The sequence below is a fragment of the Mycobacterium sp. 1245499.0 genome, assembly GCF_001673615.1.
Lineage (GTDB): Bacteria > Actinomycetota > Actinomycetes > Mycobacteriales > Mycobacteriaceae > Mycobacterium > Mycobacterium europaeum_A.
This window is the reverse complement of record NZ_LZMG01000159.1, coordinates 1-25,279: the sequence shown is the minus strand read 5'-3', so window position 1 is coordinate 25,279 and position 25,279 is coordinate 1. Positions and strand designations below refer to the sequence as shown.

Here is a 25,279-nt window from a genome sequence, read left to right as displayed (position 1 = left end):
AAGGGCTCGGCCTTCGCCGGACTCGGGCAGCGCGAGCTGGTCAGCCAGATGCACGCCCAGCTCGACGAGCTGCTGGCCTCGCGTGATCAGATGGAGCAGCTGCTGCGGGTCATCGTCGAGATCGGCGCGGGTCTCGATCTGGACGCCACGTTGCACCGGATCATCAGCGCGGCAAGGGAATTGACCTCCGCCCCCTATGGCGCGCTGGCGATCCGCGATCGCGAGGGCAACCTGATCTCGTTCGTCCACGAGGGCATTGACGTCGAGACGGTCCGGCGCATCGGGCACCTGCCGGTCGGCAAGGGCCTGTTGAGTTTGTCGCTGCTGGATACGCCCGCGCTGCGGATGGACGATCTGACCACGCACCACGCCGCCGTCGGCTTTCCCGAACACCATCCGCGGATGCGCGCCTTCCTCGCGGTCCCGATCACTATCCGCGACACCGTATTCGGCAACCTGTATCTCACCCACGTCGATCCGGCGCTGGTGTTCTCCGAGCCCGACGAGGTTGCCGCGCGGGCCTTGGCGTTCGGGGCCGCCGTCGCCATCGACAACGCACAGCTCTTCGAACGCGAGCGGACGTCGGTGAAGTGGATGGAGGCGAGCCGCGAGATCACCACCGCGCTGCTGGCGCGTCCCGAACCGCATCGGCGCCCCCTGCAACTGATCGCCGAACGCGCGCGTCTGCTGACCGAGGCCGAACAGGCGATCGTCCTGGTGCCGGCCGACGCCGACGCGTCCGACGACGAGGTCGACACGCTGGTGGTGTCCGCCGCGGTGGGGTTGCACGCCTCTGAGGTGCTCGGGCAGCGGGTTCCGGTGCACGGCTCCACCAGCGGCACGGTGTTCCGATCCGGGGAACCGTTGATCACCGAGGAGCTGCGCTACCCGATCCAGTCCTTCACCGACGTCGGGCAGCGTCCGGCGATCCTGATGCCGCTGCGCGCCCGCGACGAGGTCGTCGGGGTGATCGCCGTCGCCCGCGGCGCCGAGCAGCCGCCGTTCAACGAGAGCTATCTGGATCTGGTCAGTGACTTCGCCACCCACGCCGCGATCGCGCTGGTGCTGGCGTCGGCGCGCGAGGACGCCCGGCGGTTGAGCATTCTGGCCGAGCGGGAACGCATCGCGCACGACCTGCACGACCACGTCATCCAACGGCTCTTCGCGGCCGGGATGAATTTGCAGGGCACCCTGGCCCGGGCGCGTTCGCCGGAGGTGGCCGACCGGCTCAACCGCACGCTCGACGATCTGCAGACGATCATCGAGGAAATCCGCACCACGATCTTCGCGCTCAAATCCCCGGTGGCCGCCAGTGGTGATTTCCGGCAGCGCATCCAGCGGGTGGTGGCCGACCTGACGGGAAACCGTGATGTCCGCACGACCCTGCGCATCGACGGGCCGATGAGCGCCGTAAGCGCCGAGCTGGCCGATCACGCCGAAGCGGTCACCACCGAAGCCGTCAGCAACGCCCTTCGTCATTCGGGAGCGTCGCGGCTGACCGTCGAGATCAGCGTCGCGGACATGTTCATCCTCAACGTCATCGACGACGGATGCGGCATACCGGCCGGCAACACCCGATACAGCGGCCTGGCCAACATGAAGCGGCGCGCCGAGCAACTCGGCGGAAGCTGTGCGATCACCGGTGGGCCCGGGGGCGGTACCCGGGTGCACTGGGTCGCCCCGATGCTCGACCACTGAGCACCGAAAAGCCTTGGCTGCAACCGCTATTGGCGGTTACTTTGGACGCGTTCGTGCGCGGTCAACAGCAGATGGTCGAATTCCGACTGGGTGTTCAGCGGCAGGCCGGCGTTGCGGAAGTCGTGGGCGATCTGCTCGGCAAGCGGTCGCAGCTTGACGTTGGCTTCCTGCGACAACCACTTGAGCAACTCGAAAGCCGCGCTGTCGCTGATGCCGTAGATCAGCATCAGCATGCCTTTGGCTTGCTCGATGCCGGCCCGATTCTCGCTGATCTCAGCGACTTTCGCGCTCATGGCGTCCTCGCGCGCCTGTTCGTAGGGCGCGGAGACCTCGATGTAGAACCCGTGCGTTCCGATCACGTCACCGTCGTCGTCGAAGAGCCGGTCTCCGACGACGACGACGTGGTGCACCTTTCCCCGGGTATCGACGATCCGGTGGCGCGTGCTGAACGCCTGGCGGGTGTGGACGATTTGATCGATGGTGGCCGCGACGTTGCCGCGGTCCTCGGGATGCTTGTGGGACAGCACCAGTTCGGTGGTCGGGGTGATGCTGCCGGGCTCGTAGCCGTGCATGCGTTGCACTTGCTCGGACCATTCCCAGCGCTGGTCGGTGAAGTAGAACCGAAACCACCCCGCCGGTTGCGCGGCGCCGCCGCCCAACGCCTCTTCAACGTTGGCGGTTTGGCCGTCGAGTTCCCATTTCATCGTGTATCCGGTCGCCAGGAGCCGGGGGTGCGGCGGCCGCATGCCGGTGTGGGTACGGCCGCCGCCCGGCCCGCCGTCGGTCAGGCGTTGATGACCTCGCGTTCCGAGGCCTTGTCGTTGATCGCCTTGTGGCCGTCGCCGCGGCCGACCGTGATCTTGCGCGGCTTGGCCTTCTCGGCCACCGGGATGTGCAGGCGCAGAACGCCTTCGGAATAGGACGCCTCGATCTTGTCGGTATCGAGGTTTTCGCCGAGTACCAGCTGGCGGCTGAACACGCCGCGCGGCCGCTCGGTGGCCAGCATCTCGCGGTTGGGGTCGACGGCCGGTCGTTCGGCGCGCACCGTCACCACATTGCGCTCGATGTCGATGTCCAGCGAGTCGGCGTCGATGCCGGGCAGGTCGAACTCGACGACGAAGTTCTCGCCTTCGCGCCATGCATCCATCGGCATCACCGCCGGACGGGCGGCGGTACCGAGGACCTGGTGGGCGAAGCGGTCGAGCTCACGGAACGGGTCTGAACGCATCAGCATGGTGGTCACCTCTCACTCCAATCTAGGCTGTGGGTCGGCAATTTCCTATGTCCAATGACATAGATTTTGTATAGCACCGTCGACAGAAAGACGCAAGTATGCTAAACAGATTTTCTAAGCGGGAAGGTAAAGGGGAGGCGCGATGGTCGACTACCGCGGTAACGCGGATGCTCCGGCGTCCGACCATGGGGTGTATGGCATCTCGGTGGCCGCCGAATTGTCCGGGACTGCGGTGCAGACGCTGCGGCTTTACGAACGCTACGGCCTGATCGCGCCGTCGCGCAGCCAAGGCGGCACCCGCCGGTACAGCGCCGATGATCTGGCCAGGATCAAGCGCATCACAGCGCTGGTCGATTCCGGGGTCAACCTGGCCGGCGTCGCGCGCATCCTCGATCTCGAGGACCACAATGCCACGTTGTCGGCGGCCAATACCGATCTGCGGTCCACCAACCGCACATTGCGAGAGGCCGCGAAAACGGCGAAGCGCTCCGAGCCGGACACCGTCTGAGCCGTCGCCGATTGCAGCGGCCCAGGCCGGGTACCCGTCCCGCTATGCGTTCTAGGAGAAGCGATGGCTGAGTTGACGGAAACCGGTGCCCAGGTCGTCGATGGCGCACGCCAAGAAGCGGACGCCTACCGGGGCGACAACGACCGGCCGCTGGGGGGCTACCTGGCCGTCATGGCCGTCTACAGCACGGTGGTGGTCGCCGCGGTGCTGGCGGCGCTGGCCACCGGTCGCACGTTGCCCACCCGGTGGCGGGTCCAGGACCTGCTCATTCTCACCCTGGGCACCCACAAGCTGTCGCGAACCCTGACCAAGGACGCCGTGACGAGCCCGCTGCGCGCGCCGTTCACCCGCTACGCGGGCACCGGCGGCCCGGCCGAAGTCCAGGAAGAGGTCCGCGAGCAAAGCCCGCTGCGGCACAGCCTGGGAGAGTTGTTGACCTGCCCGTTCTGCCTGGACATGTGGGTGGCCACCGGATTTGCCATCGGCCTGGTGTTCGCGCCGCGGTTCACCCGGCTGGTCGCCGGCGTGTTCAGCGCGCTGGCGGGCGCGGACTTTCTTCAGCTCGCCTACGCGATGGCCCAGCAGTCGGCCGAGGGCTGAACCCCGAGACGCGGTCGGCTCAGCTCGTCTTCGGCATCGGGATGCCTTCGCTGGCCGTGAACTGCGCGTCGTCCTCGGAGGTCAACCCGATCGACACGACCGAACGGGTGAACAGCGCGTCGGTCAGGTAGGCCAGCGACACCGCCCACCGGTTGACGCCGCGGGGAATCGCATACAGGTGGTAGGACCTGGTGACGGCTTTCGCGGGCAGCCCGGACAGGTGGATGTTGAGCGGATTGGCCACCGCATAGCGCGGCCCGAGGTCGACCACCAGGCCGAGGTTGCGGTGTTTGTATTCCTTACTGCTGCCATAGCCGAGGCTGGCGGCGACGTTTCGGGCCAGCGCTTTGCCCTGCCGGGTCGCGTGCTGGGCGGTCGGCGGGGTGATCTTCCCCGGCTGGGTCAGATCGGGTACCGCGGCCGCGTCACCGGCCGCGAACACCTCGGGGTGATCCGGCACCTGCAGGTCGGCCTGCACCTTGAGCCGGCCCCTTTCGGTCGGCAGCCCCAGGTCCTGGATCAGCGGTGCGCCGGTCACCCCCGTCACCCAGGCGATGGTGCGCGTGTCGATACGCGAATCATCGCTGAGCACAACGTGATCGGCGTGCGCCTCCTTGAGGGTGATGCCGAGCCGGACGTCGATTCCGCGCTTGCGCAACACCTTGAGCGCGGCGTCACCCAGCCGCTTTCCCACCTCCGGCATCACCTGGTCGGCCAGGTCCAGCAGCAGGAACCGCACCTCGGCGCGGTTGAAGCCCATCTGTTTGGCCGCCGCGTCGGCCAGCGCCCGCAGCTGTGCGACCAGTTCGGTCCCCGAATACGACGCGCCCACCACCACGACCGTGCGCCGGGCGGCGGCCGCTCGAGGATCGTCCTCGATGTTGGCCAGCTCCAGTTGTTCGACGAAGTGGTCGCGCAGGTACAGGGCCTCGGCGGTGGTCTTCAACCCGCGCGCGTGCCTTGCCAGCCCCGGCACATCGAACAGCCGGGTCACCGACCCCGGCGTCAGCACCAGCCGGTCCCAGGACATCGAATGGCTGCGCTCTTCGGGATCGCAATAGGTCAGCGTGCGCTGGGTGAAATCCACTGCGTCCACGCGGCCACGCACCGCGCGCACCCCCTTGAGCGAATTGGCCAGGGGGACAGCGACAAAGCGGGCATCGACGACCCCGCCGGCGACGTCGGGCAACAGCGGCGTGTACAGCATGTAGTCGACCGGGGAGATCATCGTGATGTCGACGGGGACGCGTCGCCGGCGCATGATGCGGGCCAGGCGACGGGCGCAGGTGAATCCGGTGAAGCCGCTTCCCACGATCACAATGGAGGTCACCGTCCCGAGTGTAGGCGTGTATCGGAGACGGGTCGCGAGGCCCGTCCCGTCTTGGTATCCGGTGGCCGCGAAAGACATTGGCTGGGAAGGGTTTCTGACGTCAGGGTTGGCTACGGAGGGTTCGGGCTCTGCGGGTAGCCCGGGTGACGGGCCGGTATCCCTCGGACCGGTTCGTTAAGCGGCCTTGCGCTTCGTTGGATGGCCCATAGACTTCTCGTTGGGCGTTTGCATTCGCACGCGTATGGATGGCGCCATGAAGGCGAGAAGGGGCTCTGCGGGCCAGGCGGCTCCGGGGGTGAACTTATGCGGGAAGGCAATGCCACGATCGTCGCTCAGCTCGTAGAGCTGGTGGCGAATCTGCAGCGCGAACAAAGCGATACCGCGTCCGGGTTGCACGAGCTCATCGACAGCGGGGTCGACCACGTCACCGGCTCCCAGTACGCCGGTATCACCCTGGCCGAGGAGAACAAGTCGGTCAGCAGCGTGGTCGCCACGCATCGTTACCCGATGGTGCTCGACGCGATCCAGAACAGCGCCGGCGAAGGGCCGTGTCTGGCGGCCGCCTGGGAGCACCACATCATGCACATCGCCGACCTGAACGCCGAACAGCGCTGGTTGCGCTATCGCCGGTTGGCGCTCGAGCGGACGCCGATCCGCTCGATCCTGTCGTACGAATTGTTCATCGACGGCACCAGCATGGCAGCGCTCAACTTCTATGCCGAGCGCCCGCAGGCCTTCAGCGAGGACGCCGTGGAGGTCGGGGCGGTGTTCGCAACGCACATCGCGCTGGCGTGGTCGATGATGCGCCGGCAGGACCAATTTCGCAGCGCCTTGGCATCCCGCGACATCATCGGCCAGGCCAAGGGCGTGGTCATGGAGCGATTCAACCTCGACGCCGTCGAAGCGTTCGAACTGCTCACCCGGGTCTCGCAGAAATCCAACATCAGGCTCATCGACATCGCGGCGGCGCTGATAGACAGCGAGCACCCGCTCAAGGGCCACCGCCACTGACCACGAGTCTCGGGGCAGTTCGGCACGACGATCAAAACTGCTGGCGCCCAAGATCTTTGGTTTGATCATTCGCGGGCACTGCGCCGTGGCCGCCTGGCTGAAACGCGGCCGGCCGCGATCATTGCCCGCCGGCTCGCCGTCGAGCGCTGCCCGCGCCGGATGAGCCCCCAGCCGCGGCGCGGTTTCGACGAGTGCAAGACGGGTATGTGCCAGCCGTATGAAGGCTGTTACCTGGCAGGGCAAGCGCGACGTGCGGGTGGATTCGGTGCCCGACCCGAAGATCGAGCAACCGACGGATGCCATTGTGGAAGTCACCTCGACCAACATCTGCGGCTCCGACCTGCACCTCTACGAGATCCTCGGAGCGTTCATGAACCCCGGCGACATCCTCGGGCACGAAGCGATGGGCATCGTGCGGGAGGTCGGCGCGCAAACAGGCGACCTGCGGGTGGGGGACCGGGTCGTCATCCCGTTCCAAATCTCCTGCGGCAGTTGCCACATGTGCGGCCAGCAGCTCTACACCCAGTGCGAGACGACGCAGGTGCGCGACCAGGGCATGGGGGCGGCGCTGTTCGGCTATTCGGAGCTCTACGGTGAAATCCCGGGCGGCCAAGCCGAGCTGCTACGCGTGCCCCAGGCCCAATTCACTCACATCAAAGTGCCTGTGGGCCCGCCGGATTCGCGGTTCGTCTACCTATCGGACGTGTTGCCCACCGCATGGCAGGCGGTCGCCTACGCCGACATTCCGGACGGTGGCTCGGTGACGGTGCTCGGGCTGGGTCCCATCGGTGACATGGCCGCCCGCATCGCCGACCACCTGGGCTACCGCGTCATCGCCGTCGACCTGGTGCCCGAACGGCTGGGCCGCGCCGCCAAACGCGGCATCCACACCATCGATCTGGGGCGGCTCGACTCCTCAATCGGTGACGCGATCCGCGACCTGACCGACGGCCGGGGAACCGACTCGGTGATCGACGCGGTGGGCATGGAGGCCCACGGCTCGCCGGCCGCCAAACTGGCGCAGCAGGTGACCGGCGTGTTGCCGGATGCGTTGGGCAAGCGGCTGATGCAGACCGCCGGGGTGGATCGGCTCAACGCCCTGTACTCGGCCATCGACATCGTGCGGCGCGGCGGAACGATCTCGCTCAGCGGCGTGTACGGCGGGACCGCCGACCCGCTACCGATGCTCACCCTGTTCGACAAGCAGGTGACGCTGCGGATGGGGCAGGCCAACGTCAAGCGGTGGGTCGACGACATCATGCCGCTGCTGACCGATGACGACCCGCTCGGCGTCGACAACTTCGCCACCCACGTGCTGCCGTTGGACCAGGCCCCGCACGCCTACGACATCTTCCAGAAGAAGCAGGACGGTGCGGTCAAGGTCATACTCAAGCCGTGATCACCTATGCCACAAGGCTTTCCGCTCAGTTCCGGCAACGCGAGGCGTGGCCCACAGTTTGACGGCGGCGACAGCAGGGTATTGAAAGCGCCATGACCACCGCAGACGCCCTCGCTCCCACGCCCACCGGAGAGGTGTGGCCGGGCCGGGCCTACCCGCTGGGCGCGACCTATGACGGCGCGGGCACCAACTTCGCCGTATTCAGCGAGGTGGCCGAGCGGGTAGAGCTGTGCCTGTTCGACGCCGAGGGCGTCGAGAGCCGCGTCACCCTGCCCGAAATCGACGGCTTCATTTGGCACGCCTACATCCCCAACATCGAACCGGGCCAGCGCTACGGCTACCGCGTCTACGGTCCGTACGACCCGCAGGCGGGGCTGCGCTGCAACCCGAACAAGCTGCTGGTCGACCCGTACTCGAAGGCCATCGACGGCTCCTTCGAGTGGAACCAGTCGCTGTTCAGCTACAACTTCGGTGACCCCGACAGCCGCAACGACGACGACTCGGCGGAAAGCATGCCCAAGTCGGTGGTGATCAACCCCTACTTCGACTGGGGCAACGACCGTCCACCGGATCACCAATACGCCGACACGGTGATCTATGAGGCGCACGTCAAGGGGCTCACCCAGACCCACCCCGACATCCCGGAACCGCTGCGCGGCACCTATGCCGCGGTGGCGCACCCGGTGATCATCGAGCACCTCAAGGAACTCGGTGTCACGGCCATCGAATTGATGCCGGTGCACCACTTCGCCAACGACTCGACCCTGGTCGACAAGGGGCTGTCCAACTATTGGGGTTACAACACGATCGGGTTCTTCGCGCCCGACTTCAAGTACTCCAGCTCCACCACGCCCGGCGGGCAGGTCCAGGAGTTCAAGGCCATGGTGCGCTCGCTGCACGATGCCGGCATCGAGGTCATCCTCGACGTGGTCTACAACCACACGGCCGAGGGCAACCATCTGGGCCCAACGTTGTCGATGCGGGGCATCGACAACGCCGCGTACTACCGGCTGGTCGACGACGACAAGCAGTACTACATGGACTACACCGGCACCGGCAACAGCCTCAATGTCGGGCATCCGCATGCGCTGCAGCTGATCATGGACTCGCTGCGGTACTGGGTCACCGAGATGCATGTCGACGGGTTCCGCTTCGACCTGGCCTCGACGCTGGCCCGCGAGTTCTACGACGTCGACCGCCTGGCGACGTTTTTCGAACTCGTGCAACAGGATCCGACCGTCAGCCAGGTCAAGCTGATCGCCGAGCCGTGGGACGTCGGCCCGGGCGGCTATCAGGTGGGTAACTTCCCGCCGCAGTGGACCGAGTGGAACGGCAAGTACCGGGACACCGTCCGCGACTTCTGGCGCGGCGAACCCGCCACCCTCGACGAGTTCGCCTACCGGCTGTCCGGGTCGGCGGACCTCTACGAGCACACCGCGCGCCGGCCGGTGGCCTCGATCAACTTCGTCATCGCCCACGACGGCTTCACGCTGCGTGACCTGGTGTCCTACAACGAAAAGCACAACGAGGCCAACGGCGAGGACAACAACGACGGCGAAAGCCACAACCGGTCCTGGAACTGTGGTGTGGAGGGCCCCACCGACGACGAGCAGGTCAACGCGCTGCGTGCCCGCCAGCAGCGCAACTTCCTGACCACGCTGCTGTTGTCCCAGGGCGTACCGATGATCTGTCACGGCGACGAACTCGGGCGCACCCAGAACGGCAACAACAACGGCTACTGCCAGGACAACGAGCTCACCTGGATCGACTGGGACAACGCCGACGCCGGATTGCTGGAATTCACCAAGACGGTCTCGGCGCTGCGCGCCGAGCATCCCGTGTTCCGCAGGCGCCGATTCTTCTCCGGAAAGCCGGTGGGCCGGCGCGGGCAGGACGGCTTGCCGGACATCGCCTGGTTCACCCCCGAGGGCACCGAGATGACCGACGAGGACTGGGGCGCCAGCTTCGCCAAATCCGTTGCGGTGTTCCTCAACGGCCACGGCATCCCCGACCGCGATGCGCGAGGCCAGCGGGTGTTGGACGACTCGTTCCTGCTGTGCTTCAACGCCCACTACGAGCCGATCGAATTCACCCTGCCACCAAAGGAATTCGGCGCCGCCTGGGAGGTCGTGGTGTTCACCGGACCCGAAGAGACCACGCCGGCCGAGGAGGTGCCCGGCGGTGGCCGGCTCAACGTGGAAGCGCACACCGCCGTGGTGCTGCGGGCCCTGCCCTCGGACTAGCCTTTCGCGGCACCCGTAGCTGCGTTCCCCTGGCTGCATCCCCCCGTTTCTGCGGATCGAGCGGATAGCTCGCGCCGAATAGGCGACATCGGTTAACTTTTTGCGCACAACTATTTTGCCGCGCAGATGCCGCCGACCGCGGCCTCGCCAGACCCACTGCCGGGGATGAAAGGGACAGCCGATGGACAGGGCCGCCCTCGGCGCGCGTGCGGAATCGGCTGCGGAATCGGCATTGCAGCGGTCGGCCCGGACGGCCCCGCTGGCGGTGCTCGTCATTGCCGCCGTGACCTGGCTCGGCTGGTCGACCGGGGTTGACGGGCTGACGCGGATCTATCCGAGTTGGCCGCCGATGACGCCGTGGACCGCGTTATGGCTGGCGGCGTTGGGCGCCGCGATTTTGGCGCAGTCAGGCCACCCGTCGCCCAACCGCATCTGGGTCGGACGTGCTCTGGCCCTGATGGTGGGTGTGTTGGCCGTCGTGATCCTGCTCGAGTACACCCCCATCGGGTCGCTCGGTGTCGACCAGGTGCTGTTCGGGGACGCGGTGCGCGGTCGGCAAACCTCGTGGCCGGGACGTCCCAGCCCGCAGACCGCGGCGCCGGTGCTGCTGCTGGCCGTCGCCGTCGCGCTGATCCGAGTGGATCGCGGCACTCGCACGCTCTGGCCGGTGTGCCTGGCGGGCAGTGGGGCCATTCCGCTCGTCACCGTCGGCGCCTACCTGTTCGATGCGCTCGCGCTTGTTGGTGTTTCGCCCTCGACCGGCCAGGCGCTCTCGACGGCATCGGCGCTGCTGGTGCTCATCGCGGCGACGTCGCTGGCGCGACCCGACCGTTTTCCGGTCGCGTGGCTGCTCGCCCGTCCCGATCGGCGGTCATTGGTGCGGCTGGCGGGAATCCTTGCCGGTTTTCCTCTTGTGGTGGCGCTGTCGAGACCGGCGTTTTTGGCGTTCGGTCTGGGCGAGCACGCCGAGTGGACATTCTCAATCCTGTTCAGCACCTTCATCGTCGGCGTGGTCACGTTCTACTTCAGCCAGCGAGAGCAGCAGCTGCTGATCGCCAAGGAGCTCGCCAGTGCGCAACGCGCCGAGGCCGAGGCGCGCTACCGCATTCTCGCCGACAACGCGGTGGACATCATCGTGCACTTTCGCGGGGGTGAGATCGCGTGGGTCTCGCCGTCCGTGCAGGCCGCGCTGGGCGGCCCGCTGCAGCGCTGGACGGGTTCGGCGTTCGCCGATCGCATCCACCCCGAGGACCGCGACAAGCTCGTTGCCGCCGTGCGCCGGATCGCCGGCGGCGAACAGGTTCTGCAACGGTTCCGGGTGTCTTCGGTCGACGGGGAGTACCACTGGGTCGACGGCCACGGAAGGCCCTACACCGACGCCGAGGGCAAAACCGATGGGCTGATCGCGGCGCTACGCGTCGTCGACGATCAGGTCGAGGCCGAGCAGCGGCTGGAACGGCTGGCGCGGTTCGACACCCTTACCGGGCTGGTGAACCGGGCCGAGGCGCTCAGCCGGCTCGAATCCGCACTGGCGCAGCCGCAACCCGCCGGCACGCACGTCGGCGTCCTGTTCTGCGACGTCGACCATTTCAAGGCGATCAACGACACCTGGGGACACGGCATGGGCGACTTCGTGCTGGCAACCCTGGCGGCGCGGATCCGGGCGAGCGTTCGCCGCGGCGACACGGTCGGGCGGACGGGAGGCGACGAGATACTGGTGTTATTGCCCGACGTTCGCAGCACCGACGAGCTCGCCCAGATCGCCGAAAAGATTCGCGGTCGGGTCGCCGAACCGATCCACTTGTCCGGCAACATGATTCGCGCGACATTGAGCATCGGTGCCACCCTCGCCCGTTCGGGCGAGTCCGTCGACACGGTCACCGCGCGCGCGGACGAGGCCATGTACGGGGCCAAATCGGGTGACCGCAACACCGTCGTTCCGAACTAAGCGGCCCAGTGATCACCACGCGGCGCCCGCCATCCGGTAGGTTTCTCGCGACAGCGTCTTGCGTTACAAGAGAGGGCGAATATGTCAAGGACAGTGGTGATCGGCGCCTCCAGCGGTCTGGGGCGTTGCATAGGTGTCGGTCTCGCGCAGCGCGGTGATCAGGTCGCGCTGCTTGCCCGGCGCCGGGAGCGCATCGAGGCCGCGGCCAAGGACGCCGGCCCGAACGCCGTCGCCATCGAATGCGACGTCACCGACCAGGCGTCGTGCCGTTCGGCCATCGACCGCGCCGCCGACGCGCTCGGCGGCATCGACAATGTGGTCTACACGCCGGCCGTCGGGCCGCTGGTCCGCATGGTCGACACCGACGCCGACACCTGGCGGCGGATCTTCGACACCAACGTCATCGGGGCGTCGCTGGTGACCGCCGCGGCGGTGCCGCACCTGACCGCGTCGGCCGGCAAGGCGGTCTACCTGTCCTCCGACGCCGGCACCTTCGGGCCGCCGTGGCCGGGCCTGGGCGCGTACGGCGTCAGCAAGGCGGCCCTGGAACGGTTGGTGGAGGCGTGGCGGGCCGAGCACTCCGACATCGGCTTCACCAACCTGATCGTCGGGGAGTGCGCGGGCGGCGAGGGCGACGGTCAGACCGGTATGAACGAAGGCTGGGACATGGACCTCGCGATGAAGGCGGTCCCGCTGTGGTCCTCGCGCGGTTGCATGCCCGGCAAGTTGATGCCCGTCGAAGACCTGATCGACGTGGTGCACACGATCCTGCGGACCAACTCCTCGACGTCGATGCCGCTGGTGGTGGCGCGCGGCGCGCCAGCCAGCCCCGCGGCGTTCGCCGAGGCCAATCAGTCGTAAGCCGGCAGCTCAGCGGCCGAGCTTCTCCTTGGCCAGGTCGGTCACGAAGCGCGCCGCCGAGGTGGGCCGGAAGGCCAGGGCCGCCTCGGTGAGCGCGTCACGGGATGCGCTGGGCAGCTCGATGTCGGCCGCCGCGACGTTGAACTCCAGCTGCTCGACGGACGAGGCGCCGGGAATGGCGACCACGCCCGGATAGCTGATCAGCCAGGCCAGGGCCACCTGCGCCGGCTTGGCGTCGACGTCCTTTGCGACATCGCGCAGCAGCTGCAGCAGCGGCTCGATGCGGCGCAGGTTTTCGGTGCCGAACCGGGAATTCACCGCGCGCACGCCGCCCGGACGGTTGTCCACGCCGTACTTACCGCCCAGCAGTCCCTGTTCCAGCGGGCTGTAGGCGATCACGATGCGGTTCTCCCGCTCGGCGAACGGCACCAGATTCTTCAGCGCCTTCGGGTAGGCGAGCGAGAAGTGCACCTGGTTGCTGATCACCGGGCGGCCCAGCGCGGCGTCGGCCTTCTGCCAGCGCTGCAGCGAATAGTTCGAGACGCCGGCGGCGCCGATCTTGCCGTCATCGAGCAGGTCACGCATGCCCGGCATGATCACCGAGTCGGGGAACACCGGGTTGGGCTGGTGGATCTGATAGAGCGGGATGCGGTCCAGCCCCAGCCGCTGCGCGCTGGCGCGGGCGCGTTGCTTGACCACCGCGGGGAAGGGCGCGACCGGCATGATCTTGCTGGCCACCGCCACCTCGGCGCGCTCGTCGCCTAGCGCCTCGCCCAGGATCCGCTCGCTTTTGCCCAGGCCGTACACCTCGGCCGTGTCGAACAGCGTCACCCCCAGGGCGCGGGCGCGGCGCACGATGTCACCCGCGGCGCCGGCGGCGTAGCTGTCGCCGTAACCCCACTCGCGTGAACCGAACTGCCAGGTGCCCAGGCCGATCCGGCTGACCCGGCCGACCCCGTCGACGTCGACAAACTTCATGCGGACAGCCTACTTAGCCGGGGATCTTGCCGAGGATGTAGTTGGCGATGCTGACCGCGGCCGCGCGGGGTGGCGCGCTGTCCGTGGTGCCGCTGGCGGACACGTTCAGGTCGATCACGACGTTGGCCTTGGCCGCGATCGCCCGTGCCGAGCGCACCTGGATGCCCTTGGGCGTCAGGTCCAGGGTGGTGATGCCATTGCCGGCGTCGGCGGGGGCGCTCACCGACATCGGGATCGGCTGCCCGCCGGGAGCGGAGACGGTGATGGTCGAGCCGCCGCACTTGTGCCATCCCGACAGCAGGGTGGCCAGCTGTGCCTGGGCCGCGCCCGGATCGCGGAACGCCGCGACGCCCTGGATGACCTGCATGGACTTCAGCATGCTGCGGGTGTCGGTGAACTCACCGGCGTGATATCCGGCCAACACCCCGGGGGTGTAGGCGTCCGGGCTGCCGGCGGCGATGCTTTCCCAGCACTCCGGGCGGTCGATGCTGCCGTCGTCCGGGGAGCGACCGGGGCTGTTCCAGGTCGGACCGACGTCTAGATTCGCGTCGCCGGTGATGTTGCGCAGCGCATCGAGCCCGGGCAGCAGGGTGGCGATGGTCTCCGGCGGCACGGTGGGCGGCGGCGGCCCGGCGGCCGTGCTGGAGCCGGGGGATGTCCGGTGCGACGAGGTCGAGCCGCCCAGCGTGGCCCATCCCGCCAGGGCGACGACCGCCAACAGGATGAAGATGTACGACAGCGTCACGCCCACCAGCGCACGGTCGCGGCCGAGTTCGCCGGAGCGACGGATCTGCGCCAGCCCGAGGTGCCCCAGGATCGCCCCCGCGGGCGCAAACAGGAACGCGAAGACCAGCGACAGGGTGGCCAGGGTGTTGACGGGCGGCCGATAGGGCGCGGGCGCGGGCGCGGGCGGCGGCGGGTACGGCGGCGGCGTCGCCGGAAGCGGTTCGACGTCGGGGGGCGGGAGGCGGCCCAGCGGGTCGTAACTCAGCGGGTTCTGCCAATACGGGTCCTGCGGGTGGGTCACGCAGCGCCTCCTTCGGGAGAACCTGCCCGAAATGTAGCCGACAAGGGCGTGGGGCTAAACCGCGGCCGTCACAGGCGCGGTTTGGCGATGCCGACCACGTAGGGCGCCTCGACGAACGTCAGGTAGACCCGATGCGGCCCGACGGCCATGCCCGACAGGCGCGCCGGCTGCGCGTCGGGAGGCAGCCCCGACCGGTAATCGATGGTGCGCAGCACGGGAATTCGCCCGTCGGGAAAGCCGGTGAAGCTGGCGGTCTCGAGCGTCACCAGTTCGTGGTCGGTGGCGGCGTAGATCCTGGTGTCGTCGGTGCCGAGTGCGCGGATCGGCGCCGGCAATCGCGCGCTGGCCAGTACCTCCATGCCCCGTCCGCCGCGGCGCGAGTCGACGGCGCGCACGGTGTCGTCGTCGTGTCCGGCGACGTAGCTGCGGGTGACCGCGGTGCCGTCACCCGCCGAAACCGCGACGTCGATGGTCAGGGAGCCGTGCTGCGCCGGCGGTGATGTCGTGCCCTTGAAATGCCGGATGCTCGACGCTCCATACAGGTGGTAGTCGAGTTCGCGTCCGCGGTTGGCGCCGTCGATGGTGTCGGCGCTGGTGTCGGTGGTCGCCGTGGGCAGCTTGCGGTAGCCGTACTGGTCCACCGGTGTCACCGCCATCCCATCGGCCGACAGCGCCAGCAGCATGCGCAAGCCCGCGTCTTCGGCCAGGTAGGCCGGCGCCGGTCCCGCGTCGAAATCGTCGACCTGGCGCAGACTTTCCAGGTCGACGGCGGCGACCTTGCCGCGGTCGGGCTGCGGCACGAACACCATCCGCTGGTCCTTCTGGCTGATCTGCATGTTGCGCCCGGATGCCATGGGTGCCGAGAAGCGCGTCTTGGCGTCGCTGCCGCGATCGCCGGCGGTGACCTCGGCCAACCGGTGATCGCCGGTGAGCGCGATCAGGGCGCCCGTGCCGTAGGACCACACCGGTTCGTGCAATGGGACAGCTACCCGCCAGACGTCGACCGCGGGCGCGCTCTCCAGCGACGCGCCCGGCCGCGAACAGGCTGTGGTCAGCGAGGCCGCCGCCAGCCCGCCGACGACCGCGCAGCGCAGCAACGCCCGGATGCGCTGGCCCGTGCGAAGTTCGGCGCCCATCGACCACCCAATCCTTTCGATGGTTTGTCCAGGACATACCCCGCGCGGGCGCCGCCACACCCCGTTTGGCGGTCGGATTGGTCGGGTAGCCGACTCGGGAGCGCGCACAGCCCGCGCGCCGCACCAAAGATGGGAGGGACACTGTGGCACCGAACGCCATCCAGTCGCCCACCGACGTGGTCGACTTTCTCGTCAGTCAGCATCAGCAGATCAAGGCGATGTTCGCCGAAACCCTGGCGGCGTCCGGAAAGGCGCGCGAGAAGGCCTTTGTCGAGCTGCGGCGCCTGCTCGCCGTGCACGAAACCGCCGAGGAAGAAATCGTTCACCCGCGCGCCAAGCGCAAGATCTCTGGCGGCGCCACCGTCGTCGACAATAGGCTGCGCGAAGAGCACGAGGCCAAGACCGTCCTGCAGAAGCTAGAAAAGCTCGACGTCGACAGCGAGGAGTTCACCCGCGAATTGACGAAGCTGCGCGACGCGGTGATCGAACACGCCGAGCATGAGGAGCATGACGAATTCGCCAAGCTCGGTGAGGAATTGAGCGGCGACGAGCTGGAACGGATGGGCCGCGCCGCCAAGCTCGCCGAAGCGATCGCCCCCACCCGCCCGCACGCCGGTGTGGAATCCCAGGCGGCCAACCTGGCCGCGGGACCGTTTGCCGCGATGCTCGACCGGGCCCGCGACGCCATCATGGGCAAGGGCTGAGGCAGCCACCCCTGGCGTGTACCCCCGCTCGGTGGGGAGCGGGGGTATCCACGCCGCTGGGAAGGAGATCATGGCCGCAACGTCGAAAGCTCCCGGTGCCGACCGCTATCTCCCGCAGGACCGCGGCCTGGACTCCTTGCGGACGGCGGCCGAATTATGCCACGGCTGTTCGCTTTTCGAAGACGCCACCCAGACGGTGTTCGGCAACGGGCACCCTGGCGCGCCGATCATGCTGGTGGGCGAGCAGCCCGGCGATCAGGAGGATCGCGCCGGTGAGCCGTTCGTCGGCCCGGCCGGGCGTCTGCTCGACCGCGCCCTCGAGGACGCCGGCATCGAGCCGGCGCTGGTCTATGAGACCAACGCGGTCAAGCACTTCAAGTTCACCCGCAAGGGCGGGAAGCGGCGCATTCACCAAAAGCCCGGCCGCACCGAGGTCGTCGCCTGCCGGCCCTGGCTCATCGCGGAGATCGAAGCGGTGCGGCCGCAGGTCATCGTGTGCCTGGGTGCCACCGCCGCACAGTCGTTGCTGGGCAACACTTTTCGGGTGTCCACCCAGCGCGGCCAGCAGTTGCGGTTGCCCTCATCGGTCGACGTGCACGTGGAGCCCGCACCGACCGTGGTCGCGACGGTACATCCCTCGGCGGTGTTGCGCGACCGCAGCGACCGACACGACGAGGTCTACAAGTCGTTCGTCGACGACCTGCGCAGTGCGGGTTCGGGCGTCACCAAGCGCGGCTGAGGCCCGAACCCGCCCGCGGGTCAACTCTTCTTGTGCGGCAAGAACTCCTGCGCCTTGGTCTTGAGGCCGACCTTGACGAAGCCCACCCGGTCCTCGTCACCGGAGAGCACCGCCGCGGTCGCCGACTTGAACTGCTCCCACGTCGCGTGCGGCGGGATCGGCGGCATGTCGGGGTCGGTGTGCACGTCCAGCACCGTGGGACGGTCCGCCGACAGCGCGTTGCGCCAGGCGTCCGACAGTTCCTCCGGATCCTTGATCGCCATCGCGTTCAGGCCCAGGCTGGCGGCGAAGGCGGCAAAGTCGATATCCGGAAGATTCTGGGATTCAGCGAATTTCGGGGCGCCGGCCATGGCGCGCATTTCCCAGGTGACCTGGTTGAGGTCGTTGTTGTGCAGGATCGCGATGATCAGGCGCGGGTCTTTCCATTCGTTCCAGTACCGCTTGATCGTGATCAGCTCGGCCATGCCGTTCATCTGCATGGCGCCGTCACCGCTGAACACGATGACGGGCCGGTCCGGGTGGCCGAATTTCGCGCCGATCCCGTACGGAACCCCGGGGCCCATCGTGGCCAGCGTGCCCGACAGCGAGCCCCGCATGTTGCCGCGGAACCGCAGGTTGCGCGCGTACCAGTTGGCGGATGAGCCGGAATCGGCTGCGACGATGGCATTTTCGGGCAGCTGGGGCGACAGCTCGGAGAACAATCGCAGCGGGTTGACCGGGTTCGCGCTGACCATCGCCTCCTTGTCCATGGTCTCCCACCAGCGGGCCACGGTCTTCTCGATGCCCTCGCGCCAGGACCGGTCCTCCTTGCGGCGCAGGTGCGGGATCAGCGCCCGCAGCGCGGTCTTCGCGTCGGCGACGAGGTTGACCTCGTAGGGGTAGCGCATGCCGATCATCCGGCCGTCGACGTCGATCTGCACCGCGCGGGCCTGACCGAATTCGGGCAGGAACTGGGTGTACGGGAAGCTGGACCCGACCGTCAGCAGCGTGTCGCAGTCGCGCATCATCTCGTAGCTCGGCCGCGTCCCGAGCAGCCCGATCGAGCCGGTGACCCAGGGCAATTCGTCCGACAGGACGTCCTTGCCCAGCAGGGCCTTGGCCGCTCCCGCGCCAAGCAGGTCGGCCACCTCGGCCAGCTCTTCGTGGGCTCCGCGCGCGCCGGTACCCACCAGGATGGCGACCTTCTTGCCGGCGTTGAGCACGTCGGCCGCCCGCGCGATGGCGGTGTCGTCGGGCGCGATCTCCGGGTACTCGATGCCGAGGCTGGAGGGCACCATCTTGAACGCGTGCTCGGGCGGCGAGTACGGCAGCTCCTGGACGTCGCTGGGGATGATCAACGCGGTCGGGGCCCGTTGGGTCATCGCTATCCGGATGGCGCGGTCGAGCACGTTGGGCAATTGCTCGGGGACGGTGACCATTTGGACGTAGTCGCTGGCCACGTCCTTGAAGAGGTTCAGCAGGTCGACCTCCTGCTGATAGTTTCCGCCCATCGCGCTGCGGTTGGTCTGGCCGACGATGGCCACCACCGGGACGTGGTCGAGCTTGGCGTCGTAGAGGCCGTTGAGCAGATGGATTGCTCCGGGGCCGGATGTGGCCGCGCAGACCCCGACCCGGCCAGTGAATTTCGCGTAGCCGACCGCCTCGAAGGCGCTCATCTCCTCGTGGCGCGACTGGATGAATTTGGGTTTGTTGTCCGCGCGGCCCCACGCGGCCAGTAGCCCGTTGATGCCGTCGCCGGGATACCCGAATACATGTTCAACGCCCCACGCCCGCAAGCGCTCCAGCAAATAATCGGAAACCTCTTTTTTGGACATGTTTTCCCTCCTCGGCAGACGGTTCTACTGTGCTGGCGGGTGGGCGTGTGTGGCTATTGTTTGAACCACCTGCATGGCACCGCCGACGGTGCGCGCGCCCACCGAGCGCGGCTCCCGCTGACGGGCGTGACATATGCAGGCTGCCACCGCATGGGCGGCTTCGGCACTTCCCACCCGAGCCGTATTACCCGGATCGGGCCGTGTTATTCGCCGAAACGACGCCGGCGGGGCCGACTCTCAGCCAGTTTTCAGCTGACGAGTGTGCAACGGCGCCCGGCGGCGCGACCGGAACGGTCGGCGCCGGGATCAAAAGCCTTGTGGCACACCGTTTCCGAGGTAACCCAGGCCCGCTTCACGCACCGCGGCCGGATCCAGCGAGTTTCTGGCATCGATGACGACGGCCAGCGGCGCGTCCTGCGCGATGACTTGCCAGTCGAGCCCGCGGAATTGCGGCCATTCGGTCAGCACGACGATCGCGTCGGCGGCCTTGGCGGCGCGATAGGGGTCGTCGACCGCCGTGACCCCGCTTTGCTGCAAGACGGTGGGATCGATGTTGGGCAATTGCGGGTCAAAACCCACCACCTGGGCGCCGGCCGCAGTGAATTCTTCGCATGCGGCCAGCGCAGGCGAGTCGCGAGTGTCGCTCGTGGCGGCCTTGAACGTGAGGCCCAAAGCGGTGATCCGACAGCCCGACAACGGTCGGCCAAACGTTTGCCGCAGGGCGGTGACGATCCGTTGCGCCTGCCCGGTATTGGTGCGCCGGGCCGCTTCGACCTCCGCGAAGGAAACCTCGTGCCGGTGTGCGATGTGCACCAGCGCCGCGGTGTCCTTCGGCAGACACGAACCGCCCCAACCGGGGCCCGGGCGCAGGAACTCCGGCCCGATGCGCCGATCGGCGCCCATGCAGCAGGTCACGTCGTTGATGTCGGCGCCCACCCGCGCGGACAGTGCCGCCAGCGAATTCGCGTAGGACAGCTTGACCGCGAGGAAGGCGTTGCTGGCGTACTTGGCGAGCTCGGCACTCTCGGGGCTCATGCGCAGCACGCGGTGCGCGGTGAAACCGTACGACTGCTGTACCAGTTGGGCCGCCAGTTCATCGTCGGTGCCGATCACCAGTCGGTCCGGATGACTGAAATCGTCGACGGCGCGCCCCTCGCGGAGGAACTCCGGAGTGGAAACGACACGAATGCCCTTGTGGCAGAGCCGCCGCCCCATGAGGGAGGTGGTACCGACCGGCACGGTGGACTTCAACGCGACGATGGCCCCGCGCCGCAGCACACCGCTGAGGCCGTCGACCACCGATTCGACGGCGCCCAGGTCCGCGGCACCGTCGGCGGCGCTGGGGGTGGGGACGCAGACGAACACGACGTCCCGGTCGGCCAACGCGGCGAAGTCGGTGCTGAAACTCAGCGTGCCGCGCGCGAGTCCGTCGCTCAGCAATTCGGTCAGTCCGGGTTCATCGATGACCGAGACCCCGGTGGCGAGTTTGCGCACCCGGTGCGGGTCGGCGTCCACCGCAACGGTATTCAGTCCTTGCCCGGCCACACAGACCGCGGTGGTCAAACCGACGTAACCGACGCCCACCACACCGACGAGAGGCTTGCTGCTCATGCCGGCTCGCCCAGGACATCGTGGCTTGCGGACAGCACCCGGTCGACGGTGATCGACAGCAGGCCCTCGTCGGGCACCGCGGCGTGGGGGTCGCCGCTGCGGCCCGCCCACAGCGCGGCGTGCGGCGCGGGCCCGCGCGGGCCCCAATGGCGGGGCGAGGTGGGGCCGAACAGCACCACCGACGCGGTTCCGGTCGCGGCGGCCAGGTGCGCCACACCGGTGTCACCGCAGATGACCAGCCGGCTGTCGCTGATCAACGCGGTCAGCGCGGGCAGGTCGAGCAGTCCGGACACGACGGCGGTGCGCGGCAACCGGGCGGCGCTGGCGACGGCGTGGGCCAGGTCGAATTCGCTCGGCGATCCGGTGACGACGATCTCGTAGCCCTCGTCGCGCAATGCGGCGGCCACCGCGGCGAACCGTTGCGGTGGCCACTGCCGCGCCGGCGCCGACGCGCCGGGATGGATCACGACCGCCCCGGTCTGGTCGCGGGGAAGTGGTGGGCGGGGTAGCAGCGTGTCGGTCAAATCGCAAGGGATTCCGGCCCATTCGAGCAACGCGCACCACCGGTGCATCTCATGCAGATCGGCGCGCCAGCGCGGGCCCGCCACGCCGGGATGGCAATGGTGACAATGACTGATCACCGACTGCGGTTCCCAGGCCAGCAGGTGCTCGATGCTCTGCGGTCCGCAGCCATGCAGGTTGATCGCCAGCTCCGGCGGGCCGCCCAGCGGCTGGACGTCGCCCAGCTCGTTGGTGGGCAACAACTCGTCGATCGCGCCGGTGAGCATGGCCAGGTCGCGGTAGCGGTCGGGGGCGGCGAGCATCACCCGCGCCCCCGGATAGTGTCGCCGCAACCCACGCAGCGCCGGCACCGCCGTGAGCAGGTCGCCGAGCCCCAGGGCGCGCAGCACCACGATCCTGCCCGGCGCACCGGCGTCGAGAGTCGCTGCGCCCCTTAGGGCCACGACGACTCCGTCGAGGCGCAGACCACCATCTCACGCACCTCACAGCCGGCCGGTTGGGAAAGCGCGAAGAGCACGGTCTGGGCGACGTCTTCGGGCTGATTGAGCTTGGCGTCCGCCGGCGGCTTGTACTGCTCGGGGCGCCCGTCGAAGAACGGGGTGTGCATGCCGCCGGGGATCAGTAACGTCACGCCCACCTGTCCGGCCAGCTCGGCCGCCAGCGCGCGAGTGAAACCGACGACCCCGAACTTCGACGCGCAGTAGGCGGTGGCGTCGCTGACCGCCTTGATGCCCAGCGTGGAGGCGCAGGTGACGATGCGCCCCCGGGTGGCCTTCAGGTACGGCAGCGCGGCGCGGATGACCGCGGCCGTGCCGACCAGGTTGACGGCGATGACCTGCTCCCATTCCTTGGCGGGGACCTGCTCGAGCGTGCCGCAGGAGTCGATGCCGGCCGGGGTGAATACACCGGTGATGCGGCCGTTCACCTTGTCGGCCAGGGACTCGACGGCGGTCGCGACCGCACCGGTGTCGGCCAAATCGCAAGCGACATAGGGGACGTCGGCCGCCGGCGGTTTCTTGTCGATCACCAGCGGCAGGCCACCGCGGGCGGATACCGCGGCCACGGTGGCCGCACCCAATCCGGAGGAGCCGCCGGAGATCAGCACGCCTTGAAGCGATTGTTGGTTCATATCAACACCTTTCAGCTATGTTCGCGGCGCGACGTTGCCGCGGCGATCAATCGGGAAGACGAATAGCCCGCCACCGTGGGCAGGATCATCACCTCGCCGCCGTGGCGGTACACCACATCGGCTTCGGGCAGGTCGGCGGCCACATAGTCGCCGCCCTTGACCCAGATGTCGGGTCGCAGATCTTCCAGCATGCGCTCCGGGGTGGGGCCGTCGAAGATGGCCACCGCGTCGACGCAGGCCAGCGCGGCCAGGACGCGGGCCCGATCCGCGTCACGCATCACCGGCCGCCCACTGCCTTTCAGCGCCCGCACCGACGCGTCCGAATTCACCAACACGATCAGCGCGTCGCCGAGTTCGCGGGCCTGCCGAAGCAGTCGGATGTGCCCGGTGTGCAACAAGTCGAAACAGCCGCCGGTGGCTACCAGCGTGCCCCCGCGACGGCGCAGCCGCGCCGCCAGCGCAACCGGGTCGACCGTGCTGGCGTCCTCGAGGCCCGCGGCGCCGGCCAGCACGTCAGATCCCTTGCTGGACACCGGTGTCGACACCGACGCAGCGCCACCGGCGCTGACGAACCGTGCCGCGTCGCCGACCGCGGCTCGCACTGCGGTGACCGCGTCGGCACCGTCACCGAGCGCCACCGCCGCGGCGACCGCGAACCGGTCGCCGGCCCCGCAGACGTCGGCCGCACCCGCCGCGGCGCCCTGCGGGACTCCGATGTGATGGACGCCCGCCTGTGGCAGGTAGACCCGAGCGCCCTGGGCTCCGCGAGTGATGCACACCGCGGCCGCACCCCACCTCTGCAGCAGCAGTTCTGGGCCGTCACCCGGCGATTCCCCACAGAACGCTTGCGCCTCTTCATGATTCGGCGTCACCAGCGCGCATCCGGGTATTGGCGGCGCGCCGCGCGGGTGCGGATCCCAGACGGTGGGTATCCGGCGCGCCGCTTCGGTCAACGCCGTCCGGATTGCCGGCAGCGCGGTCACGCCCGCGCCGTAGTCGGCGACGCAGATCGCCCGGGCGCCGGCCAGGGCGTCGGCGACCTCGGCGGCCACCGGCCGGTCGATCGGGGCGCCGTCACCGCGATCGACCCGAAGCATCGACTGACCGCGGGCCCGGATCCTGATCTTGCTCACCGTCGTCCCGCTCATCGGCAGTGCCAGCACCCGCACCCCCGAGGCGGCCAGCAGGTCGTGCAGCCTTCGGCCCGCGTCGTCGTCGGCGATGCCGGTGATCAACACCACGGCGGTCTCGGTGCGGGCCGCGAGCAGGGCCGCCAGCCCGGCCCCACCCGGCCGCTGTACGAGCCGTTCGGCATCGACCACCGGCACCGGGGCCTCGGGGCTGAGCCTGCTCGCCGAGCCCAAGATATCGATGTCCAGGATCGAATCACCGACGATGACAAGCGGTTTGGTGCTCACGATGCTTCCCGCCGCAATAGGACATCGTCGAGGGCCATGCATAACCCGTGAATCAGCATCAGGTGGACCTCCTGCACGGTCGCCGTGCTGCCGGCGTCCACGCAGATCGCCTCGTCGCATATGCCGGCCAGCTCGTTGGGTCCCCGGCCGGTCAACGCCCAGGTCACCATGCCTACGTCCTGCGCGGCTTTGGCCGCCGCTATCACGTTGCGGCTGGCGCCGCTGGTCGACAACGCGACCAGCACGTCGCCCGCCCGGCCGTGTGCGCGCACCCCGCGCGCGAACATCTCCTCGTCGCCGTAGTCGTTGGCGATCGCGGTCAACGCGGAGGTGTCCGCGTGTAAAGCGATGGCCGACATCGGGATCCGCTCCTCGTGAAAGCGCCCGACCAGTTCCGCGGTGAGGTGCTGGGCCTCGGCGGCGCTGCCACCGTTCCCGCACGCCAGCAGGCGGCCCCCGCCGGGCAGCACCATCGCCAGCTGACGGCCCCAGCCGCGCAGCCGGGCCGCCTCGGCGCTGGTCCGCCGCACCGCGTCTTGCAGCGCATCGAAGTGCACCTCGATCATGGCTGTCCTCCTTTTACCGCGGCGATCAATTCCGCATCGGTGATGTGGTCCAGGCAGGGGTGCCCGGGTACCGGGCAGACCCGCGCGCGGCTGGCCCGGCACGGCGCGGACTGATCGCCGAGGACGCTGACGTGCGGCCCGTAGGGCCGCCATTGCGCGGCCGGCACCACGGGGGCGAACAGCGACACCACCGGGGTGTTCACCGCGGCGGCCAGGTGGGCCGGGCCGGTGTTGGGGGCGACGACCACCTGCGCCGCCGCGAACACCGCGGCGAGTTCCGCGAGGCTGGTACGACCGCCGAGATCGGCGGCCACATCCCGCGCTACCGATGCGGTCAGCGCGGCCTCGTCGGGGCCGCCCGTGACGACGACGCGGTGGCCGGCGTCGACGAGCGCGGCCACCATGGCCGCGCTGCGCCCCGCACTGGGCCGCCGGGCCGGCACGGCCGCGCCGGGGTGAAACACCACGAACGGCCCGGTCCCGATCTCGGTCGCCAGCCGCGGCGGCACCGGGTCCGTCGCCCGCACGCGCAGCCCGCCGTCGTCGCCCGCGGGCAGGGCGCAACCGGCCGCCCGCACCAGCGACAGCGCCCGCTCCGGCTCGGGGATTCCGTCGGGCACCTGATGCCGCAGGTTCAACAGCGCGCCGGGGTAGTCCACGCAGATGGCGCCCACCCAGGGCACCGCCGCCATGCGGCACAACAGGGCCAGCGGCAGCGGCGACTGATGAAACGACGTGAAGATGTACACCCGGTCGGGGGCCAGATCGCGCAGCTGCTTGATCAGCGCCTCGGCATGCGCGGC

General features: G+C 68.6%; 23 protein-coding genes. 10 read left to right on the top strand and 13 right to left on the bottom strand.

What is annotated here, in order from left to right; genetic code table 11:
• Positions 1–48 precede the first annotated feature (48 nt).
• Positions 49–1,698, top strand: a complete 1,650-nt coding sequence (locus tag A5646_RS08980; protein WP_066876923.1) for a GAF domain-containing sensor histidine kinase — start codon at positions 49–51, stop codon at positions 1,696–1,698.
• A 26-nt stretch (positions 1,699–1,724) separates the two neighbouring features.
• On the opposite strand, the gene A5646_RS08975 is transcribed toward A5646_RS08980, so the two are convergent.
• Positions 1,725–2,402, bottom strand: a complete 678-nt coding sequence (locus A5646_RS08975) for a PAS and ANTAR domain-containing protein (RefSeq protein ID WP_066876926.1) — start codon at positions 2,400–2,402, stop codon at positions 1,725–1,727.
• An 80-nt stretch (positions 2,403–2,482) separates the two neighbouring features.
• Complete coding sequence (locus A5646_RS08970; RefSeq protein WP_066871189.1) at positions 2,483–2,932, bottom strand: Hsp20/alpha crystallin family protein; 450 nt, start codon at positions 2,930–2,932, stop codon at positions 2,483–2,485.
• Between the two features lie 142 nt (positions 2,933–3,074).
• Here A5646_RS08970 and A5646_RS08965 point away from each other — a divergent pair, with 142 nt between their 5' ends.
• The gene (locus A5646_RS08965; RefSeq protein ID WP_066871047.1) at positions 3,075–3,440 is read left to right on the top strand and encodes a helix-turn-helix transcriptional regulator; all 366 of its coding nucleotides are present in this window, start codon (positions 3,075–3,077) and stop codon (positions 3,438–3,440) included.
• A 63-nt stretch (positions 3,441–3,503) separates the two neighbouring features.
• A complete protein-coding gene (locus tag A5646_RS08960) occupies positions 3,504–4,040 on the top strand; it encodes a DUF1360 domain-containing protein (protein ID WP_066876908.1) in 537 nt (178 codons plus the stop codon).
• A gap of 19 nt (positions 4,041–4,059) precedes the next feature.
• Here A5646_RS08960 and A5646_RS08955 read toward each other — a convergent pair whose 3' ends face one another.
• Positions 4,060–5,370 carry an NAD(P)/FAD-dependent oxidoreductase gene (locus tag A5646_RS08955; RefSeq protein WP_066876910.1) on the bottom strand — a complete coding sequence of 437 codons (1,311 nt, stop codon included), beginning with the start codon at positions 5,368–5,370 and terminating at the stop codon, positions 4,060–4,062.
• Positions 5,371–5,673: 303 nt separating this feature from the next.
• Between A5646_RS08955 and A5646_RS08950 the strand changes: the two genes are divergently transcribed.
• From A5646_RS08950 to A5646_RS08930, 5 genes are all read left to right on the top strand, one after another.
• Entirely contained in the window at positions 5,674–6,381 is a 708-nt protein-coding gene (locus tag A5646_RS08950) for a GAF and ANTAR domain-containing protein (RefSeq protein WP_066871038.1), read from the top strand.
• 217 nt (positions 6,382–6,598) lie between these two features.
• On the top strand, positions 6,599–7,780 hold the full coding sequence (locus A5646_RS08945; RefSeq protein ID WP_066871035.1) for a zinc-dependent alcohol dehydrogenase: 1,182 nt from the start codon (positions 6,599–6,601) through the stop codon (positions 7,778–7,780).
• A 92-nt stretch (positions 7,781–7,872) separates the two neighbouring features.
• Positions 7,873–10,023: a glycogen debranching protein GlgX gene (gene glgX, locus A5646_RS08940; protein WP_066871032.1), complete on the top strand. Its 2,151-nt coding sequence runs from the start codon at positions 7,873–7,875 to the stop codon at positions 10,021–10,023.
• Positions 10,024–10,204: 181 nt separating this feature from the next.
• Positions 10,205–11,971 carry a sensor domain-containing diguanylate cyclase gene (locus tag A5646_RS08935; protein ID WP_067021305.1) on the top strand — a complete coding sequence of 589 codons (1,767 nt, stop codon included), beginning with the start codon at positions 10,205–10,207 and terminating at the stop codon, positions 11,969–11,971.
• Positions 11,972–12,064: 93 nt separating this feature from the next.
• Positions 12,065–12,832 (top strand): SDR family oxidoreductase, encoded by a 768-nt coding sequence (locus A5646_RS08930; RefSeq protein WP_082984681.1) that lies wholly within the window; start codon positions 12,065–12,067, stop codon positions 12,830–12,832.
• Positions 12,833–12,841: 9 nt separating this feature from the next.
• Here the strand turns inward: A5646_RS08930 and A5646_RS08925 are convergent, their stop codons facing one another.
• The 3 genes from A5646_RS08925 to A5646_RS08915 all read right to left on the bottom strand — a co-directional run bounded on the left by A5646_RS08925 (position 12,842) and on the right by A5646_RS08915 (position 15,973).
• On the bottom strand, positions 12,842–13,810 hold the full coding sequence (locus tag A5646_RS08925) for an aldo/keto reductase (RefSeq protein WP_066876913.1): 969 nt from the start codon (positions 13,808–13,810) through the stop codon (positions 12,842–12,844).
• A gap of 13 nt (positions 13,811–13,823) precedes the next feature.
• Positions 13,824–14,837 carry a sensor domain-containing protein gene (locus tag A5646_RS08920; RefSeq protein WP_066876915.1) on the bottom strand — a complete coding sequence of 338 codons (1,014 nt, stop codon included), beginning with the start codon at positions 14,835–14,837 and terminating at the stop codon, positions 13,824–13,826.
• A gap of 68 nt (positions 14,838–14,905) precedes the next feature.
• Positions 14,906–15,973, bottom strand: coding sequence for a hypothetical protein (locus A5646_RS08915; RefSeq protein ID WP_066876916.1), 1,068 nt, complete (start codon positions 15,971–15,973; stop codon positions 14,906–14,908).
• 143 nt (positions 15,974–16,116) lie between these two features.
• On the opposite strand from A5646_RS08915, the gene A5646_RS08910 reads away from it, so the two are divergent.
• Positions 16,117–16,677 carry a hemerythrin domain-containing protein gene (locus tag A5646_RS08910; protein ID WP_066881956.1) on the top strand — a complete coding sequence of 187 codons (561 nt, stop codon included), beginning with the start codon at positions 16,117–16,119 and terminating at the stop codon, positions 16,675–16,677.
• 70 nt (positions 16,678–16,747) lie between these two features.
• Complete coding sequence (locus A5646_RS08905; RefSeq protein WP_066881958.1) at positions 16,748–17,416, top strand: UdgX family uracil-DNA binding protein; 669 nt, start codon at positions 16,748–16,750, stop codon at positions 17,414–17,416.
• Positions 17,417–17,436: 20 nt separating this feature from the next.
• Here the strand turns inward: A5646_RS08905 and A5646_RS08900 are convergent, their stop codons facing one another.
• The 7 genes from A5646_RS08900 to A5646_RS08870 form a co-directional block, all read right to left on the bottom strand.
• Positions 17,437–19,230: a thiamine pyrophosphate-requiring protein gene (locus tag A5646_RS08900; protein ID WP_066871008.1), complete on the bottom strand. Its 1,794-nt coding sequence runs from the start codon at positions 19,228–19,230 to the stop codon at positions 17,437–17,439.
• A 306-nt stretch (positions 19,231–19,536) separates the two neighbouring features.
• Complete coding sequence (locus A5646_RS08895; protein WP_066881960.1) at positions 19,537–20,841, bottom strand: UDP-glucose/GDP-mannose dehydrogenase family protein; 1,305 nt, start codon at positions 20,839–20,841, stop codon at positions 19,537–19,539.
• A complete protein-coding gene (locus A5646_RS08890; RefSeq protein WP_066881962.1) occupies positions 20,838–21,806 on the bottom strand; it encodes a glycosyltransferase family 9 protein in 969 nt (322 codons plus the stop codon). Before A5646_RS08890 ends, A5646_RS08895 begins: the two co-directional genes overlap by 4 nt.
• Positions 21,797–22,492, bottom strand: a complete 696-nt coding sequence (locus A5646_RS08885; RefSeq protein ID WP_066881964.1) for an SDR family oxidoreductase — start codon at positions 22,490–22,492, stop codon at positions 21,797–21,799. The genes A5646_RS08890 and A5646_RS08885 overlap by 10 nt, the downstream gene beginning before the upstream one ends.
• Positions 22,493–22,503: 11 nt before the next feature.
• Entirely contained in the window at positions 22,504–23,910 is a 1,407-nt protein-coding gene (locus tag A5646_RS08880) for a PfkB family carbohydrate kinase (protein ID WP_231998270.1), read from the bottom strand.
• Entirely contained in the window at positions 23,907–24,476 is a 570-nt protein-coding gene (locus A5646_RS08875) for an SIS domain-containing protein (RefSeq protein ID WP_066870992.1), read from the bottom strand. Before A5646_RS08875 ends, A5646_RS08880 begins: the two co-directional genes overlap by 4 nt.
• The coding region (locus tag A5646_RS08870) for a glycosyltransferase family 9 protein (RefSeq protein WP_067021303.1) at positions 24,473–25,279 on the bottom strand (807 nt) is incomplete at its 5' end. The genes A5646_RS08870 and A5646_RS08875, both read right to left, overlap by 4 nt.